General features: G+C 46.3%; 16 protein-coding genes. 13 read left to right on the plus strand and 3 right to left on the minus strand.

The window, feature by feature from the left end; genetic code table 11:
• Positions 1-5: 5 nt before the first annotated feature.
• From trpB to CPIN_RS09235, 10 genes are all read left to right on the plus strand, one after another.
• Positions 6-1,232 carry a tryptophan synthase subunit beta gene (gene trpB, locus CPIN_RS09190; protein ID WP_012789499.1) on the plus strand — a complete coding sequence of 409 codons (1,227 nt, stop codon included), beginning with the start codon at positions 6-8 and terminating at the stop codon, positions 1,230-1,232.
• A 9-nt stretch (positions 1,233-1,241) separates the two neighbouring features.
• The gene (gene trpA / locus CPIN_RS09195; protein ID WP_012789500.1) at positions 1,242-2,018 is read left to right on the plus strand and encodes a tryptophan synthase subunit alpha; all 777 of its coding nucleotides are present in this window, start codon (positions 1,242-1,244) and stop codon (positions 2,016-2,018) included.
• A 3-nt stretch (positions 2,019-2,021) separates the two neighbouring features.
• On the plus strand, positions 2,022-2,615 hold the full coding sequence (hisH, locus tag CPIN_RS09200) for an imidazole glycerol phosphate synthase subunit HisH (RefSeq protein WP_012789501.1): 594 nt from the start codon (positions 2,022-2,024) through the stop codon (positions 2,613-2,615).
• Positions 2,616-2,618: 3 nt separating this feature from the next.
• Positions 2,619-3,788 carry a 1-(5-phosphoribosyl)-5-[(5-phosphoribosylamino)methylideneamino]imidazole-4-carboxamide isomerase gene (gene hisA, locus CPIN_RS37565; RefSeq protein WP_012789502.1) on the plus strand — a complete coding sequence of 390 codons (1,170 nt, stop codon included), beginning with the start codon at positions 2,619-2,621 and terminating at the stop codon, positions 3,786-3,788.
• A 143-nt stretch (positions 3,789-3,931) separates the two neighbouring features.
• Positions 3,932-4,687, plus strand: coding sequence for an imidazole glycerol phosphate synthase subunit HisF (gene hisF, locus CPIN_RS09210; RefSeq protein WP_012789503.1), 756 nt, complete (start codon positions 3,932-3,934; stop codon positions 4,685-4,687).
• Positions 4,688-4,806: 119 nt separating this feature from the next.
• Positions 4,807-5,415, plus strand: coding sequence for a bifunctional phosphoribosyl-AMP cyclohydrolase/phosphoribosyl-ATP diphosphatase HisIE (gene hisIE / locus CPIN_RS09215; RefSeq protein ID WP_012789504.1), 609 nt, complete (start codon positions 4,807-4,809; stop codon positions 5,413-5,415).
• Positions 5,416-5,439: 24 nt separating this feature from the next.
• Positions 5,440-6,522, plus strand: a complete 1,083-nt coding sequence (locus tag CPIN_RS36455) for a TlpA disulfide reductase family protein (protein WP_012789505.1) — start codon at positions 5,440-5,442, stop codon at positions 6,520-6,522.
• Positions 6,523-6,651: 129 nt separating this feature from the next.
• Positions 6,652-7,797, plus strand: coding sequence for a TlpA disulfide reductase family protein (locus tag CPIN_RS09225; RefSeq protein ID WP_012789506.1), 1,146 nt, complete (start codon positions 6,652-6,654; stop codon positions 7,795-7,797).
• 130 nt (positions 7,798-7,927) lie between these two features.
• On the plus strand, positions 7,928-8,284 hold the full coding sequence (locus CPIN_RS09230; RefSeq protein ID WP_012789507.1) for a BlaI/MecI/CopY family transcriptional regulator: 357 nt from the start codon (positions 7,928-7,930) through the stop codon (positions 8,282-8,284).
• Positions 8,285-8,289: 5 nt separating this feature from the next.
• Positions 8,290-9,864, plus strand: coding sequence for a M56 family metallopeptidase (locus tag CPIN_RS09235; protein WP_012789508.1), 1,575 nt, complete (start codon positions 8,290-8,292; stop codon positions 9,862-9,864).
• 179 nt (positions 9,865-10,043) lie between these two features.
• On the opposite strand, the gene CPIN_RS09240 is transcribed toward CPIN_RS09235, so the two are convergent.
• Positions 10,044-11,093 (minus strand): formylglycine-generating enzyme family protein, encoded by a 1,050-nt coding sequence (locus CPIN_RS09240; RefSeq protein ID WP_012789509.1) that lies wholly within the window; start codon positions 11,091-11,093, stop codon positions 10,044-10,046.
• A gap of 102 nt (positions 11,094-11,195) precedes the next feature.
• Here CPIN_RS09240 and CPIN_RS09245 point away from each other — a divergent pair, with 102 nt between their 5' ends.
• The gene (locus tag CPIN_RS09245) at positions 11,196-12,551 is read left to right on the plus strand and encodes a GH1 family beta-glucosidase (protein WP_012789510.1); all 1,356 of its coding nucleotides are present in this window, start codon (positions 11,196-11,198) and stop codon (positions 12,549-12,551) included.
• A 105-nt stretch (positions 12,552-12,656) separates the two neighbouring features.
• Here the strand turns inward: CPIN_RS09245 and CPIN_RS09250 are convergent, their stop codons facing one another.
• Both CPIN_RS09250 and CPIN_RS09255 read right to left on the minus strand, forming a co-directional pair.
• The gene (locus CPIN_RS09250) at positions 12,657-13,889 is read right to left on the minus strand and encodes a beta-barrel assembly machine protein BamG (RefSeq protein ID WP_148230529.1); all 1,233 of its coding nucleotides are present in this window, start codon (positions 13,887-13,889) and stop codon (positions 12,657-12,659) included.
• Between the two features lie 20 nt (positions 13,890-13,909).
• A complete protein-coding gene (locus tag CPIN_RS09255; protein ID WP_012789512.1) occupies positions 13,910-15,244 on the minus strand; it encodes a DUF4270 family protein in 1,335 nt (444 codons plus the stop codon).
• Positions 15,245-15,495: 251 nt separating this feature from the next.
• On the opposite strand from CPIN_RS09255, the gene CPIN_RS09260 reads away from it, so the two are divergent.
• Both CPIN_RS09260 and CPIN_RS09265 read left to right on the plus strand, forming a co-directional pair.
• On the plus strand, positions 15,496-16,515 hold the full coding sequence (locus CPIN_RS09260) for a Kelch repeat-containing protein (protein WP_012789513.1): 1,020 nt from the start codon (positions 15,496-15,498) through the stop codon (positions 16,513-16,515).
• Positions 16,508-16,879: a DUF4907 domain-containing protein gene (locus CPIN_RS09265; protein WP_012789514.1), complete on the plus strand. Its 372-nt coding sequence runs from the start codon at positions 16,508-16,510 to the stop codon at positions 16,877-16,879. The genes CPIN_RS09260 and CPIN_RS09265 overlap by 8 nt, the downstream gene beginning before the upstream one ends.
• Positions 16,880-17,047: the final 168 nt, after the last annotated feature.

The following is a 17,047-nucleotide window of genomic DNA, read 5'->3' on the forward strand; positions in this document are numbered from 1 at the left end:
ATAGCATGAAGATAGCGGAAAACACGTTCGGCTCTAAGTATCATGTAGATGAAAAAGGCTTTTACGGCAGATTTGGCGGCGCTTACATTCCGGAGATGTTGTTTCCGAATGTAGACGAGCTACAGCGTAATTACCTGGAGATCCTGAAAGATCCTTCCTTTCAGCAGGAGTTCGATCAACTGCTGCGCGATTATGTAGGACGCCCTTCTCCCTTGTATTTTGCAAAACGTTTGTCTGAAAAATATAAGGCAAAGATCTATCTGAAACGTGAAGATCTGAACCATACCGGTGCACATAAAGTGAATAACACCATCGGACAGATCCTGCTGGCACAACGCCTGGGTAAGACGCGTATCATTGCGGAAACCGGTGCTGGTCAGCATGGGGTAGCAACAGCTACCGTATGTGCGCTGATGGGACTGGAGTGTGTAGTGTATATGGGTAGTATTGACATTCAGCGCCAGGCGCCGAATGTGGCCCGTATGAAAATGCTGGGTGCTACAGTGGTACCTGCCACAAGTGGTAGTCAGACACTGAAAGACGCCTGTAATGAGGCGATCCGCGACTGGATTAACAATCCGGTAGATACGCACTATATACTGGGAACAGCTGCTGGTCCGCATCCATATCCGGATATGGTAACCCGCTTTCAGTCTGTGATCAGTGAAGAAATAAAGAAACAGTTACTCGAAAAGACCGGCAAGGAAAACCCTGACTACGTAATGGCTTGTATCGGTGGCGGTAGTAACGCTGCTGGTGCTTACTATCACTTCCTGGATGAACCGGATGTGAAACTGATTGCGATAGAGGCAGGTGGTAAAGGTGTACATTCCGGTCATTCAGCAGCGACTACGCAGCTGGGTAAACTGGGTATCATTCACGCCAGCAAGACATTGCTGATGCAGACAGAAGACGGACAGATCACTGAGCCTTATTCTATTTCTGCCGGATTGGATTATCCGGGTATTGGTCCTCTGCATTCGCATCTTTATGAAACCGGTCGTGCTACTTTCCTGAATGCGACTGATGATGAAGCCTTACAGGCAGCTTATGAGCTGACCCGTCTGGAAGGAATCATTCCTGCACTGGAATCCTCTCATGCACTGGCAAAACTCGGACAGGTAGCCTTCAAACCAGATGATGTGGTGGTGGTGTGTCTGAGTGGCCGTGGTGATAAGGACATGGAAACATACATTCGTAATTTGCCTGCTAACACTGGTGGTAACGTATAAATATATTTTATGAGCAATCGTATAGATCAATTATTTGCCGGCAAAAAAACGGGTGTACTGAACATCTACTGCACAGCAGGATTTCCTGAACTGAACGATACGCTGCCTGTCATGCAATCTTTACAACAGCATGGGGCCGATATGATAGAACTGGGTATGCCATTCTCTGATCCGCTGGCTGACGGGCCGGTGATCCAGGATAGTAGCACCCGCGCCATTAAGAATGGTATGAGTCTGAAAGTGCTGTTTGAACAGCTGAAAGATTTCAGACAACATATCCACCTGCCGGTTTTACTGATGGGGTATCTTAATCCGGTGTTACTGTACGGTATTGAGGAATTTTGTAAAAAATGTGCCGAAGTGGGTGTGGATGGTGTTATACTGCCTGACTTACCGATGAACGAATATGAGCAGGAGTATAAACCTGTATTCGAAAAATACAACCTGCACCTGATCTTCCTGGTAACGCCGGAAACGAGTGAGGAAAGGATCAAAAAGATCGATAGTGTAAGTAAAGGTTTTGTATATGCGGTATCCTCTTCTTCCACTACAGGGAAGGATAAGGACATGGGGCATCAGCAGGTATATTTCGAAAGACTGAAAGCACTCGCCCTGAAGAATCCGGTGCTGATCGGGTTTGGTATCAAAGATAAAGCTACCTTTGACGCTGCCGCATCCAACAGTAATGGGGGAATTATCGGTACTGCCTTTATCCGCGCAATTGAAAATACGACCAACCTGGATACTACAATAAAAGAATTTATTGCAGGCGTAAAACACAACTAGAATATGAAAACGGTTATCATAAAATACAATGCCGGTAATATCCGTTCGGTGATGTTCGCACTGGACAGAATAGGCGTGGAGGGCATTGTAACAGACGATCCGGAAGCGATAAAATCAGCAGATAAGGTGATCTTCCCGGGTGTGGGAGAGGCCAGCACTGCAATGAATTATCTGAAGGAAAGAAACCTGGATAAGCTGATCAAAGAACTGAAACAGCCAGTCCTGGGTATCTGTCTGGGTATGCAGCTTATGTGCAAACATTCTGAAGAGAACAACACACCTTGTCTGGGTATCTTCGATGTGGAGGTAAAACGCTTCACTTCACCAGTGGATAATCTGCTGAAAATACCTCAGATCGGCTGGAATAATATTACAGGATTATACAGCACCATGTTTGAGCATGTGCCGGAGAATTCCTACATGTATTTTGTACATAGTTATTATGCGGCATTGGCCCCTGATACGGTAGCCACTGCCAACTACGTGATTAACTACAGTGCAGGATTACAGAAAGATAATTTCTATGCTGTACAGTTCCACCCGGAGAAATCCGCTACTGTGGGACAGAAAATACTGGAAAATTTCCTGAAGTTATAAGTAATGATTCGAGGGATACAGATAAGAAGGATCACAACTGATGAAACACTGGAACTGCGTAGAGATGTGTTGTATCCAGACTGGGAACTGACCAGGGTTAAGCTTGATCATGATGAATACGGGGTGCATTTCGGTTTGTTTGAAGATAACAGGCTGAGGGGAGTAGCGTCCCTGTTTCCACAGAAAGATCAGGCACAATTCCGTAAACTGGCGGTGCATCCGGATTGTCAGGGCAAACGCTATGGCAGTATGCTGATGCAGCATATGGAGGATTTTTGCAGAAAGGAGCATATTCCTATGTTATGGTGTAATGCCCGGGATTCTGCAGAAGGATTTTATTTAAAACGTGGGTATGAGTACTGGGGTGATCATTTCGTAAAAGATAATATTGTCTTCATCAAGATGAAAGTTCAACTGGATAAAACAACAGATAGCGGAATTACCGTGATTCCGGCTATTGACATTATAGATGGCAAATGTGTACGCCTGACACAGGGCGATTATGCACAGAAGAAAGTATACAATGAGCATCCGCTGGAAGTAGCCAAGGCTTTTGAAAGCATTGGCATACGCCGTTTGCATCTGGTCGATCTGGACGGCGCCAAGAAAGGCGCTGTTGTCAACTGGAAAGTACTGGAAGCGATTGCCGGTAAGACTAACCTGGTGATCGATTTCGGTGGCGGTATCAAAACAGAAGACGATCTGCGTATCGTATATGAGAATGGCGCTGCACTGGCAACCATTGGTAGTATTGCAGTGAAAGATCCGGCACTGTTTTCCGGCTGGGTAAAAAAGTACGGCGCTGACAAGATCTTCCTGGGAGCTGATGTGAAAGAGGAGAAAATCGCTGTAGGCGGCTGGCTGGAAACGACTGAGCTGTCTGTGTTTGATTTCCTGGAAGAGAATGTGAAACAGGGCGTACAACACATCTTCTGTACTGATATTGCTAAAGACGGTCTGTTACAGGGACCTTCCGTTGCCTTATATGAAAAGATCCTGCAACGTTTTCCACAGATCGACTTCGTGGCGAGTGGTGGTGTAAGTACTATGGCTGATGTACATGCATTGGCGGAAGCTGGGTGTAGTGGTGTGATAGTAGGAAAGGCGATCTATGAAGAAAGGATCAGCATGAAGGAACTGGCGGACTTTATTAAATTAGGAATTAGGAATTAGGAATTACGAATTCGGTTGGCTATACAATATTTCGTTTTTTCATTCGACTATTAACTATCAAATCAATTGGGATAAGTGTAGGAACATTAATTAGGAAATTCCTAATTCTTAATTCCTAATTCCTAATTGAAAAAATACTTAACATGTTAACAAAACGCATTATCCCCTGTCTTGACATAAAGGATGGACGCACTGTAAAAGGTGTGAACTTTGAAAATATACGCGATGCCGGCGATCCGATAGAACTGGGTGCATTGTATGCAGAACAGGGCGCAGATGAACTGGTGTTTCTGGATATTACGGCGACTAATGAGCGCAGAAAGACCCTGTCTGAACTGGTGACCCGTATTGCTAAACATGTGAATATCCCTTTCACCGTAGGTGGAGGTATTTCATCTGTGGAAGATGTGAATGTACTGTTGCAGTCAGGTGCTGATAAGATCTCTGTGAATACTTCTGCTTTTAAACGTCCGGAGCTGGTAGACGAACTGGCCCGTGAATTTGGAAGTCAGTGTGTGGTATTGGCTATCGATACGCGTTTTGAGGACGGCGACTGGTATGTGTACCTGAATGGAGGACGTGTGAAAACCGATATCAAGGCATACGACTGGGCAAAAGAAGCTGTGCAGAGAGGCGCTGGAGAAATTCTGCTGACTTCCATGAATAATGACGGTACCAAGAAGGGTTTTGCCCTGGATATCACCGGTAAACTGTCTCAAAATCTGAATGTACCTGTGATTGCCTCCGGCGGAGCCGGGAACATGGAACATTTCATGGATGTATTTGAAAATGCACAGGCTGACGCCGCGCTGGCTGCCAGCATTTTCCACTATAAAGAGATCGAGATACCAGCCCTGAAGACTTATCTCTATCAGCGGGGCGTTAATATCCGGTTCTAAGGCCGGGAAAAACCACTAATTTTACGGCCACCTGTTCGACAAGGCATTAAGTATTAAGGATTACATATCGGGAATCAGGGGGTGGAGAGAGTATATGATTAATAAACAAGAGCACTTTCATGTATAATAACAAACAGATCAACTTTCAGAAATGCGCCGACGGTCTGGTGCCGGCTATCGTTCAGGATGCGGCTACCTCCAAGGTGCTGATGCTGGGATATATGAACCAGGAAGCCCTGGACAAAACCTTACAGGAGGGCAAGGTAACTTTCTTTAGCCGTTCCAAGCAGCGTCTGTGGACAAAAGGAGAGGAAAGTGGTAATTTCCTGACCCTGCAGGAAATCAGGGTAGACTGTGACAGCGATACGCTGCTGATCAAGGCAATTCCTGCCGGCGTAGTATGTCACACCGGTGCAGATACCTGCTGGGAAGAGAGCAATGTCAGCAATGATTTCCTGGCTAAGCTGGAAAGTATCATTACTGACAGGAAGAATAACCCTGCTGACAAGTCCTATACTTCCTCCCTGTTTGCAAAAGGGATCAATAAAATTGCCCAGAAAGTAGGGGAAGAAGCGGTGGAAGTCGTTATAGAAGCGAAAGATGATAACGAAGAGCTTTTCCTGAACGAGTCAGCTGACCTGCTGTTTCATTACCTGGTACTGTTAAGTGCCAAAGGTTATCAGCTGTCAGATGTGCTGGCTGTGCTGCAGAAAAGGCATACTAAATAGCAGTTTTTTTATATATTAGTAGGAATGAAACGACTTGTTACCGGCGCCTTCGCGGTGCTATTTTCATTTACAGCCTTTGCCCAACAAACTGTTTCCGGAACATTGAAAGGAGCAGAAGGTAAGAAGGTCTATCTGTATTCAGACGACGATAATAATCCAAAAGATTCCGTAGTACTGAGCGGAAATAAATTCTCTTTTAAGGTACCGTCTACAGAAGGGCCAAGGGTTTTCGCCCTTATCCTGCAGGATGTAAATAATCCTTTATTACTGGTGTCCGGTAAGGAATCGCTGCAGTATACCCTTGAAGCACAGCAGTTTCCGATAGCCTCTTCTTTTAAAGGAAATGAGGAAAATAAGGCAATGCAGGCTTATCAGCAGACATTCCTGGCGCTTGTGCAGAAAGCGCAGAACCTGAATGCGGAAGCGGCAAAGATCACTGGTGATGACGAAGCCGGAAAGAATGCATTTCGCGCAAAGGCATCCATGTTTAATGAAGATGTGGTCAATACCGGTACCACCTTTATCAAGGGACATCCCAAGCAACTGGCGAGCATCTGGATACTACTCAACGAGTTACGTGGGAGACTGGAACCAGATGATTTTCAGGAATATTTCAACTTACTGGATAAACCGCTCAAAGAATCCAGGTATGGACAGGCAGCGCTTAAATACCTGCATAGTGTAAAAGGTGATGTAGGAGGTGTGGCTGCTGATTTTACACAGGATGATGTGAATGGCAGACCTGTCAGCTTATCTTCTTTCCGTGGTAAATATGTGCTGATCGATTTCTGGGCCAGCTGGTGCGGTCCGTGCCGGGCGGAGAATCCGAATGTTGTGAAGGCTTTTGAGCGCTTTAAAGACAAGAACTTTACTATCCTGGGTGTATCTCTGGATGACAATAAGACCCGCTGGATGGGCGCCATTAAGCAGGATAATCTGCAATGGACCCAGGTGTCCGACCTGAAAGGATGGGGTAATGAAGCTGCACAGATGTATGGCGTCCGTGCAATTCCAGCCAATTTCCTGGTCGATCCGCAAGGGAATATCATTGCCACTAATTTAAGAGGCAGTGCATTGGAAGCCAAATTGCAACAAATATTAAAATAATTGACTTACCGGCCTCGCACCTACACGAGGCCGCTTCTTTTACTGTCACCACCTTCACCGTTTATCACAATCAGGTTGATTTTCCTGCCGGGATATGTGAATTTCGTTAGTATTAAATAATCTGAATCAATGAAGTCCGTAATGATGGCCGTGGCGCTTCTTGCGCCTATGGTCCTGTTGGCGCAGGAAAAATGGAAGGGCGAGCAAGCGTTTACGATACAGGGAACTGTTACTGCATTACAGAAGCCGGCAAAAGTATATTTAAATATCAGGCGTTGTGGCGATAATACATTGGACAGTGCGGAGGTAAAGGAGGGCAAATTCTCCTTTTCCGGCAAACTGGCGGAACCTACGATGGCCAACCTGTACCTCAAGGTACTGGAACCTGTTCTCTCACCGGATGCCCAGGAGCGGAAGAGTTGCGATGTACTGACCTTGTTTTTGGACAAAGGAAACATCAGTATCACTGCGGAAGATTCTATCAGTCATGGCGTTGTGAAGGGCGCTGTCGCCAATGATGATTATAATCACCTCAACGAACTGCTGAAAGATGTGAACGGTAAGCTGGATGAACTGGAAAAACAGTATCGTCAGGCGTATATGGCTGAAGATGAAGAAGGTATGAGGAAGCTGGAGCCACAATTTGATGACCTGGAAGCCCAGCAGAAACAGATCCTGGCCGATTATCTGAAAAATAACAGCAATTCACCGATCGCATTGTATGTGCTGAACAAATATGCTGACTATGATATTGATCTGGTAGAGATCGAACCCATGTTCAATAAGCTGGGTAAAACGTTGCGTAATACGCCTTCCGGAAAGGATTTTGCCGCAGCGCTGGATAAAGCGAAGAAAACAGCGGTAGGACAACCGGCCATGGATTTTGCACAGCCTGATAAAGACGGAAAAGATATAACACTGGCTTCCTATAAAGGAAAATATGTATTATTGGGCTTCTGGGCCAGCTGGTGCGGTCCCTGCAGAGCAGAAAATCCAAATGTACTGAAAGCCTACAGCCGGTTTAAAGACAAAGGATTTGATGTGGTATCCATCTCCCTGGATGAAAAAAGAGAAAAGTGGCTGGCTGCCATACAAGCGGATAATCTGGCCTGGGCACAGGTATCTGATCTGAGAGGCTGGAAGAACGCGGTAGCCGAGAAATATGGTATCAAGGCAATCCCGCAGAACCTCCTGATAGATCCTAACGGAAATATCGTGGCAAAAAACCTCCGCGGCGATGCGCTGGAACGCAAGCTGGAAGAACTTTTAAAGTAAGTACACGTAGATATAGTGACAAAAAACCACCTGCTCAAAACAGGTGGTTTTATTTTTTTATTTGGTGAGTTACGAAAGTTTCGTAGATTTACGAAACAATCGTAGTTGATTGTCTTTAAACTGAATTAATATGGAAAAGCTAACGCAGCAGGAGGAAATCGCCATGCTGGCAATATGGAAAACGGGCACAGGATCAGTAAAGGATTTTCTGGAGCAGCATCCGTCTCCACAACCTCCTTATACGACGCTTGCCTCCACGATCAGGAACCTGGAGAAAAAGGGGTATCTGACCAGTCGTAAAACAGGCAATGTATATGAGTATACGCCTGCGATCGTTGAATCTGAGTACAAGCAGAAGTTTATGAGCGGTTTTGTAAAAGACTACTTCGAGGATTCATATAAAGCCCTGGTGACTTTCTTCGCGAAAGAGAAGAAAATCACCCCTGAAGAACTGAAAGAAATTGTCAGGATGATCGAGAAAAACTGATAACCATGCTTATTTATCTGCTTAAAGCCAACATAGCGCTTGTTTTGTTTTACCTGGCTTATCGCTTCGGTCTGAGGCGTCTGACCTTCTACTCGTTGAACCGCTTTTTCCTGATTGGCGGTATCCTGTGTGCCACGGTGGGACCACTGATCGATCCCTCTGTATTTATACACAGGCATCATGAGCTGAATGTAGTGGCAGAGACTTATATGCTTGACCTGTCAGCCCTGCAGCGGCATCCTTCAGAGCCCTTTATCAATACCCTGGTAAAGTATGTGTTCTGGCTTGGAGTGATCGTTATGACCATCCGGCTAGCCATGCAGCTTTTCTCTTTATGGAAACTGCATCATCAGACCCGGAGAACCGTTTTCGGAGATGAATCACTGCGTATTATGGAGCGGAAGGCGAATCCGTTTTCCTTCATGCGTAACATCTATATTAACCCTTCCCTGCACACGCCGGAGGAATTCTCTTCCATCATCCAGCATGAAAAGGTGCATGTACGGCAATGGCATACACTGGATGTACTGCTGGGGGAACTGAACAAGATCTTCTACTGGTTCAATCCCGGCGCCTGGTTAATGTCTATTGCTATCCGTGAGAACCTGGAGTTTATCACTGACAGGAGCATTCTCCGACAGGGAATGGACGTAAAATCTTATCAATACAGTCTTTTAAAAGTAAGTGGGATCCCATATGCGACGGCCATCGCAAACAATTTCAATTTTTCACACTTAAAACAAAGGATCATGATGATGAATAAGAAAAGATCATCCCGCTATCATTTACTGCGTTATGTAGTATTGGGCGCTGTGATGGGGATCGCCGTACTTTCCCTGAATTTCTCCAGTGCAATTGCTAAAGCAGAGACGTCTGCACGTAAACTGGCAAACGCATTCCAGGAAGATACATCGAAAGTGAAGGTTCCACCACCACCAGCACCATTACCTCCCCCACCTCCGCCACCGCCAGCTCCTCCGGTAAAGGTGAAAGGTAAAGGAGCGAAAGTGCCACCTCCGCCTCCACCGGCACCGCCGGTTCCTGCTGCTCCACAGGCAGCTCCCGCACCTGCTGCAGCTGCTGCACCAAGTCCGGAAGGAGAAGAACTGAGACTAAGCGTTGCGGAAAAGCCGGATGCTGCAGAGAAATCTAAAATTACCATCAGAGGCGGCGCGGACGGACAGGGAAAACCGCTTTATGTGGTAGATGATGTCCTTATCGGTAATAACCTGCCAGAGGGTATGTTGGATCCTATGGCAATCAGTTCCATACATGTGCTGAAAGGTGAATCAGCTACCGCTGTTTATGGGGATGCTGGTATAGACGGTGTAGTGAAGGTTTACACCAAAGCTTATGTTGGAACTTCACTCGTAAAACATGATGTGCTCATGCCTGCTAAACCAGGCACTACTGCTGCCACGCCTACAACAATAAAGTTTGTGCCGGCTGGTGAAAAGAAAAATGATGAGGTGATCACCGTTATTAGCTATAAAGATGGTAATAGTACCCATGCTATAACAGCAGGTAATAATACTAATGCAAATGCTAAAACAGACGCTAAGTCTGAAGACAAAAAGTAAGCTGGTATTACATTGTTTTACACTACTCGACGAAATAAAGAGAGCCTGTATCATATTTTTGATACAGGCTCTCTTTATCTGGGTACCTGATGGCGTCAGGTATTCATTTAAGCAACGCTAAGGATGTCCGTTGCATTTTGATACATCCTCATCCTGGTCGGGTACCATCCCCGTTTCTTTTATTTATCCTTCACACATCTGAAACCAAGGTTTTCCAGTCCTGATTCCGGTGATGTTTTCATCCTGGCGGTTACCCTGTACCCCGAACAATATTCATCAGTACACATAAAAGAACCTCCCCGGATCGTATGTTTAGGCGAAGCAGGATCCTCCGGATCATAGCCGGCAGCAGGACCTTTCGGATTATCTCCCTGTTTCAGGCCGTAATAACGGCTATCATACCAGTCCGCACACCATTCCCATACATTGCCTGACATATCGTATAAGCCATACGCGTTAGCTGCAAAGCTCTTTACAGGTGCAGCGCCGAAGTAACCATCTGTCTGTGTATTCTGATAGGGAAAATGACCATTCCAGGTATTGGCTTTGACCCTGCCTGTTGTGAGCGCCTCGGGGCCCCAGGGATAGGGCTGGTCTTTGAGACCACCTCTTGCCGCATATTCCCATTCTGCCTCTGTAGGGAGCCGTTTACCCGCCCATTTAGCAAATGCCTGTGCATCATTCCAGGAGATGTGTACAACAGGCAGGTGCTCTTTTCCATTGATATTGGTCGTTGGTCCACCAGGATGTTGCCAGCTGGCGCCCTGTATAAAAGACCACCATTGTGATACATCATCCAGGGGAACAGGATGGGAGGGAGGCGTGAACACAATAGATCCCGGGAGCAGCATACTGCTATCTGGTTCCGGAGAACCAGGTGGTAATTGCTGCATCAGCTCTTCTTTAGTGATTGGTCGTTCCGCAGTAGTGAGATAACCAGTCGCTTTTACGAATGCGGCAAATTCGGCATTAGTTACTTCATGTTCATCCATCCAGAAGCTATCCACGCGTACATCGTGACGTGGTTTTTCGTCCGGATGTGCTTCCGCATCGTCTGCACCCATCGTGAAAGTACCGCCGGGTATAAGCACCATGCGGTTAAGTGTATCACTCACCGTGAGTGATGCTGTAGTATCGCCTGCAGGCGTCCTGGACGGCGGGTTATTCTGACAGGCGCACAGTAATACGCTGAGGCCCAGTGTCCATATGGCAATAGGATTACTAAACATTCCCCTAAGATCGTGAATCTGTATGTTAAATTTTAGCTCCCTTAACAATTAAATAATGGGTGATACAAATAAACTATTGTAAACTGCATCCTTGTTTTATATATGGAACAATTCAGCGCACCTTTCAGCCGTCATGATTTTGGAGAGAATTTCCTTTGGGGAGTGACGATTTCCGCATTTCAGAATGAAGGGGCCTGCGATGCCGATGGTAAAGGGAAGTCTATCTGGGACGAGTTTACCACCAAGAAAGGAAAGATTAAAGATGGTACCAATGCACTTGTGACAGTCGATTTCTATAACCGTTACCGGGAAGATATTCAGCTGGTCAAACAAATGGGTTTTGATGTGTTCCGTTTTTCTATTTCCTGGCCGCGTATTCTGCCGGAAGGTACCGGCAAGGTGAATCAGGCGGGCATCGATTATTATCACCGGGTGATAGACGCCTGTCTGGAAGCCGGACTGATACCATACGTTACTTTATATCACTGGGATTTACCGCATGCAATTGAACACAAGGGAGGATGGTGCCACCGTGGCGTTATTTTCGCTTTTGAAGAATATGTGCGTATATGTGTACAGGCGTTTGGAGATAAGGTGAAGAACTGGATTGTGATGAACGAGCCTTTTGGTTTTACATCATTAGGCTACATGTTGGGCGTCCATGCACCCGGTAAATTTGGCGTATCCTATTTTCTTCCGGCGGTACATCATGTGCTGCTTGCACAGGCAGTAGGTGCGAAAGTCATCCGGGAGACCGTCAAAGAAGCCAATATAGGGACTTGTCTGTCCTGTTCCTATATTTACCCTTACACACAGCAAGAGGGCGATATACAGGCTGCAAAGAAGGCGGATGCGCTATTCAATCGCCTGTTCCTGGAGCCGGTACTGGGCATGGGGTATCCGGTGGATGATTTCCCCTTATTACGCCGGATAGAAAGACGCTATGCCTTGTGGCGGGATTGGGACCAGCTGTCATTCGATTTTGATTTTATCGGCGTCCAGAACTATTTCCCGTTGGTGGTACGCAGGAATGCGTTTATGCCGGTGGTCGGCATATCCGAAGTAAAACCGAAGTCCCGCCGGGTGCCAATGACGGCGTTAGGCTGGGAGATCAGCGGGGAAGGGATGTATGCCATCCTGAAACAGTTTGGTGCTTATAAAGGCATTAAACGGCTGATGGTAACGGAAAGCGGGGCTGCCTTTGCTGATATTATGAGTGGGGGTGCTATCGATGATCAGGACCGTATTGGTTACTTTAAGGAATATTTGGCTGGTGTACTGAAGGCGAAGAGGGAGGGGATACCGATAGACGGGTATTTTGCCTGGACGCTGACAGATAATTTCGAATGGGCGGAAGGATATAAGGCCCGCTTTGGGTTAGTGCATGTAGATCGTGATACGCAGGTGCGGACGATGAAAAGCTCCGGACAGTGGTTCAGCGAGTTGTTAAAAAAATAAAGCAACGCTTGCTTTTAAGGCAGTTTGTTTCAAATAATTGTAATATAGAAAAAGCCCATAGCAGCTGCTATGGGCTTTAATATTTTCGGGTAATCCGTTATCAGATCAATCGTATGTTCTGCGCAGGAACCAGATGTCTCTCAGAGAGAAGTGGAACACGCCGTTGATGTATGTTTCTTTCACAAGACCGCCGCTGGTAGTACCTCTCTGTCCTACTTCAATACCTATGTAGTAACGCAGGTAGTTGGATTTGGAAGGAAGGGATACACCGACAGTACCCGCTACATCCTTGATCTGGTTGTTGTTTACTACCAGGTAGGATTTGTAGTAGGAAGCACCTGCCTGTATCACTACCCCCTCGATCTGCTGAGAGCCGTACATACGTCTGAAGGTATATTCCAGACCTGTGGACATACGCTCAGAGTTAGCGAACAGGTAGTTTGTGCTGGCAGGTTTGGTATCGGCCCACATTTGTTTGCGGTAGTCGGCCAACCAGCTGATGGTACCGTTACCCAGGTGGATACCGGCGCCGTATTGTTCTGGCAGGGTATATTTTTCTTTAGCGAGATCATCCTGAAACAGTGTGGTTTCGGATGCATTCATCACTATCAGTTTTTTCTCGTAGCTCAGTTTGGTTTTAAAGCGGTAGGTAGCACCGAGGCCCAGTACCCAATCACCACCCAGTCTGCCGGCATATTGTACACCTGCATTGAAGTTGGTATTGAAAGCGTAGCGCTGGATCTTGGTAGATACGGTATCGCCGCCCACGTTTTCTGTGGTATTGTTAGGACCGAACAGGAAGTTAGTGGACACACCAACAGCGAAGTTTTTGGTTATTCTTACACCATTGGAAATGTATGCTTTATAAATACCCCCAGTACCTTCCGTGGTGGTAGTCTGGGGTGATGTATCAACGAATTTGGTAGAGACCAGCTTGTAATCGACGTTGCTGAACTGGCCGAAACCAAGGCTCATACCCCATCTGCTGTTCACTTTGAACCCCATTGCCAGACGTTTGATATTGACATCGCCAGCCTGTCTGTTCAGGGTAGTCGCATCTTTATAATTAACGGACTGTGCGCGCAGGGAAACATCGAACATGAAATGCTGACGAGGTAGTGCCGCGTAGGATGCAGGGTTCAGTTCGTTCAGGTAGTTATCCGAACGACGGCCTATACCTGTGCTACCCACTCCGAAGTTGCGGGTGTAATCATGTTCCTCCTGGTCACCGATGGCATACGCAGAGTAGAGTGAATTGATACCGTGTTGTGCCATTGCCTTGCCGCCCAGTAAAAGCATCAGGCCGCATAAGCCGGTCGTATATTGTATTCGCTTCATGTAGTCAATTCTTGATTGCATTATTTATACCGCAGGTAATAAATCTGTATGGTAATTCTGTTGGTGGAGTTCCGGTTGTCTCCCAGGATCGCACGGTCAAAGTTACTAAGACCTGTGTTTCTTGGAGGCAATAAGGCCAGTCCGCGGTAAGAATTGTCAGTCGTATTTAATTGTGCAATGCAATAATTGGTAATATCGTAGGTATACGCAGTACCTGTGTTGTAGATAACGTCTGTCACCAGGCTTCCGTACTGGATAGCACCGGTAAGCGGAGAGCGGAGTGTATCCTCGATCACGTTACCGCTGTTAATAACACCAAGTGGCAGGTTGGCAGGCAGGAAGTAAGGGTACTTGTAAGTTGCCTTTTCCGGTCTGACAGTGAGGGTAGCCCTCATGATCTTGGAGAACTTGTTCAGCTGGTTGAACGTTTTGAGATAAGGGAAGTCGATACGGCCTACGATGTTGGTCAGTGGCTGTACGAATATTCTGCGGTCTGCGTCGGCAGAAGGGAGTAATTTTTTACCAGGACCTAATACCGTCAGCGGAGAACCGGCAGGGCGTTCCACATCTACGTGGTTGAACTGCAGGGATGAATTGTATACCGCGAAGTCTCTGTATTCCTGTTTGATCTCACCGGGAGTGGTATGGAAGAAGAGGCGCAGGTTCAGGGAGTCATCCGCTCTGAGGGCGGTGATCATCTGGCTGTTAGCGCCTGGTTTCAGTGCCAGACCTTTAAAGTACTGGAGGAACTGCTGCTGATTGGTGATAGTCGTGCTGTTCTTGTCCGCGAGGTCAAAGAACTCTTTACCCAGTACGTCACTGATTCTGATACGGAGTGTCGTATCGCGGTGAGGACGGATCATTACCTGTCTTGATCCAATTGGAGTAGGTTCAGTGGCAAAGTTGCTGTAACTATATAAGAAAGCGCTGTTACCCTGACGTTTGATGGTCTCGGTAACGCGGTATACTTCAATGTGCTGAGGAAGGGTAGTATCGCCATAATGCTCCAGTGTCGGATGGATCATCAGTACCATGGAGTCATAGATAGCCCTGTCAGGGATGGCGGTACCACTATAAGCATTTACCTGCCAGAAAGAGGTAGAAGATATTTTACCAAATACAGGATCATTATTGGTACCAACAAGGGCTGTACCCAGGTTGGAAGTAGGAACAGAATCAAGGTATGCCGTGCTCATTGTCATAGTGATGGTATCTGTTACCAGATACTCTGTACCACTCTGATCTGTGATACCATCATACAAAAAGCCTTCTTTTTCACAGGCAGCGGCGCCAGTGATCAATAATGCACAAACCAGGTATTTACAGGCCACTTTGGCGCGGATACTTTTATTCATGGAGCGCAATTTTAGACAGGAACCCAACTTCACGCTTATTTAATATGCGAATAAGCTCTTTTTATCGACGAATAACCAATCATATTCGTTGTGCTACTGTTGGGGTAGCAAGCTCCCCCTTACAGGAAAAAACCCGTTGGCAGATAAAAAGGCATGATTTGTCTGCCAAAATTCCCCAAATATCTATTTTATGATTGAGCTTAAATAAGTGCGGATAATTTTGGCAGCTATTAAAAAAGTAAAAATAACTTATGCGCTATTTAAATGTATGTTTTCTGGGATTGGCCGCACTTACGTTAGCCTCCTGTTCATCAAGCGACGATACGACCAAGCTGGGTAACTGGGTAAGAAGAGCAGATTACCAGGGCGACGCCAGAAGGGAAGCAGTAAGCTTTGTGATCGGAGATACAGCGTATGTGGGAACTGGCACCAGTGGTGTTGATGGAGGTACTTTATTAAGTTCATTTTATAAGTACGATCCAGCGAAAGATAACTGGACTATGATAGCGTCTTTACAGGATCCAAACGATGCTTCCAAGAGCCTGGCACGTACAGGTGCATCCGCTTTTGCTGCTGCAGGTAAAGGTTATGTTGCAACTGGTAGCGATGCGGATTTCAAATCACTGAAAGATACCTGGGAATACAACCCATCTACAAATAGCTGGAGCAGCAAAGCTGATTTTCCAGGCGCTGCGCGTTACTTCGCTGTAGCGTTCGCTGTTAAAGATCAGGGTTACCTGGGTACAGGCTACGATGGTGGCAACAACATGAGCGACTTCTTTAAATTCAATCCTTCTACCAACAGCTGGACCCCGATCACAGCACTGAAAGATAAAAGAAGACAGGCGGTTGCCTTCGTAATCAAAGACAGCGCATACGTTGTAACCGGTACCGGTGCAGGTACAGTACCAACCCGTATGTATGTATACGATGCTGCTAACGACGTTTGGAAAGAGAAAGCTAAAATCGAAAATGCTACTGACGATTCTTTCGATGATGACTACTCTTCTATCTCCCGTTACGGTGGTGTTGCTTTCGTAATCAACAACAAAGCATACGTAACTACAGGTTCCAGCTCTGCAACATGGGAATATGAGCCAGTAAGCGACCGTTGGACAGAAAAAACCGCTTTCGATGGTGCAAGCCGTACCAGCGCAGTTGGTTTCACTGTTAAAAACAGAGGTTTCGTAGGTACTGGTTACTCCAGCAGCACTTACCTGGATGACCTGTTTGAATTCTATCCTGACCAGGAAAACGATACGAATGACTAATAAGAGGTCTTTTCTGATCGCTTCACTGGTTGCCGGACTGGCTTTTACAGCCTGCCAGCAAAAACAGACAGAACGAACTGAACATACTCAAGATACAGCTACTACCGCAGTGCATGACAGCATTGCGGTAGTAACGTTTCAGCTGGACAAAGGGGGATGGGGCTATAAGATCAACAAAGGCACTCATACCTACATTGAACAGCCATTCATCCCCGTAATAGTTGGCAATAAGCCCTTCCAAAATGAAGAGGACGCCAGGAAAGTGGGAGAAAATATTGCCGCCAAGCTCAGGAAAAACCCTGGCGGACTGCCAGATTTAACCCGGCAGGAGCTGCTTGATATGAAAATAGCCGGTGTAGAGTAGCACTAAAACTCTTCGGTAGACATATTGTAACTTATATTAATATTGGCCACAGTACTGTGTCTGGCCATATCGGCTACCTATTCCCCCCGAAATTTTAACATTCCTTTTACTACACTTAACAAATTTTAACAGCCTGTTTACGGGAATTGAGTGTAAGTTTATCGCGCT

Source organism: Chitinophaga pinensis DSM 2588 (assembly GCF_000024005.1).
Lineage (GTDB): Bacteria > Bacteroidota > Bacteroidia > Chitinophagales > Chitinophagaceae > Chitinophaga > Chitinophaga pinensis.

Excerpts from the sequence above, each read along its gene's own strand:
- trpB (WP_012789499.1), top strand. The coding sequence starts at position 6 with ATGAAGATAGCGGAAAACACGTTCGGCTCTAAGTATCATGTAGATGAA.
- trpA (WP_012789500.1), top strand. The coding sequence starts at position 1,242 with ATGAGCAATCGTATAGATCAATTATTTGCCGGCAAAAAAACGGGTGTA.
- hisH (WP_012789501.1), top strand. The coding sequence starts at position 2,022 with ATGAAAACGGTTATCATAAAATACAATGCCGGTAATATCCGTTCGGTG.
- hisA (WP_012789502.1), top strand. The coding sequence starts at position 2,619 with ATGATTCGAGGGATACAGATAAGAAGGATCACAACTGATGAAACACTG.
- hisF (WP_012789503.1), top strand. The coding sequence starts at position 3,932 with ATGTTAACAAAACGCATTATCCCCTGTCTTGACATAAAGGATGGACGC.
- hisIE (WP_012789504.1), top strand. The coding sequence starts at position 4,807 with ATGTATAATAACAAACAGATCAACTTTCAGAAATGCGCCGACGGTCTG.
- CPIN_RS36455 (WP_012789505.1), top strand. The coding sequence starts at position 5,440 with ATGAAACGACTTGTTACCGGCGCCTTCGCGGTGCTATTTTCATTTACA.
- CPIN_RS09225 (WP_012789506.1), top strand. The coding sequence starts at position 6,652 with ATGAAGTCCGTAATGATGGCCGTGGCGCTTCTTGCGCCTATGGTCCTG.
- CPIN_RS09230 (WP_012789507.1), top strand. The coding sequence starts at position 7,928 with ATGGAAAAGCTAACGCAGCAGGAGGAAATCGCCATGCTGGCAATATGG.
- CPIN_RS09235 (WP_012789508.1), top strand. The coding sequence starts at position 8,290 with ATGCTTATTTATCTGCTTAAAGCCAACATAGCGCTTGTTTTGTTTTAC.
- CPIN_RS09240 (WP_012789509.1), bottom strand. The coding sequence starts at position 11,093 with ATGTTTAGTAATCCTATTGCCATATGGACACTGGGCCTCAGCGTATTA.
- CPIN_RS09245 (WP_012789510.1), top strand. The coding sequence starts at position 11,196 with ATGGAACAATTCAGCGCACCTTTCAGCCGTCATGATTTTGGAGAGAAT.
- CPIN_RS09250 (WP_148230529.1), bottom strand. The coding sequence starts at position 13,889 with ATGAAGCGAATACAATATACGACCGGCTTATGCGGCCTGATGCTTTTA.
- CPIN_RS09255 (WP_012789512.1), bottom strand. The coding sequence starts at position 15,244 with ATGAATAAAAGTATCCGCGCCAAAGTGGCCTGTAAATACCTGGTTTGT.
- CPIN_RS09260 (WP_012789513.1), top strand. The coding sequence starts at position 15,496 with ATGCGCTATTTAAATGTATGTTTTCTGGGATTGGCCGCACTTACGTTA.
- CPIN_RS09265 (WP_012789514.1), top strand. The coding sequence starts at position 16,508 with ATGACTAATAAGAGGTCTTTTCTGATCGCTTCACTGGTTGCCGGACTG.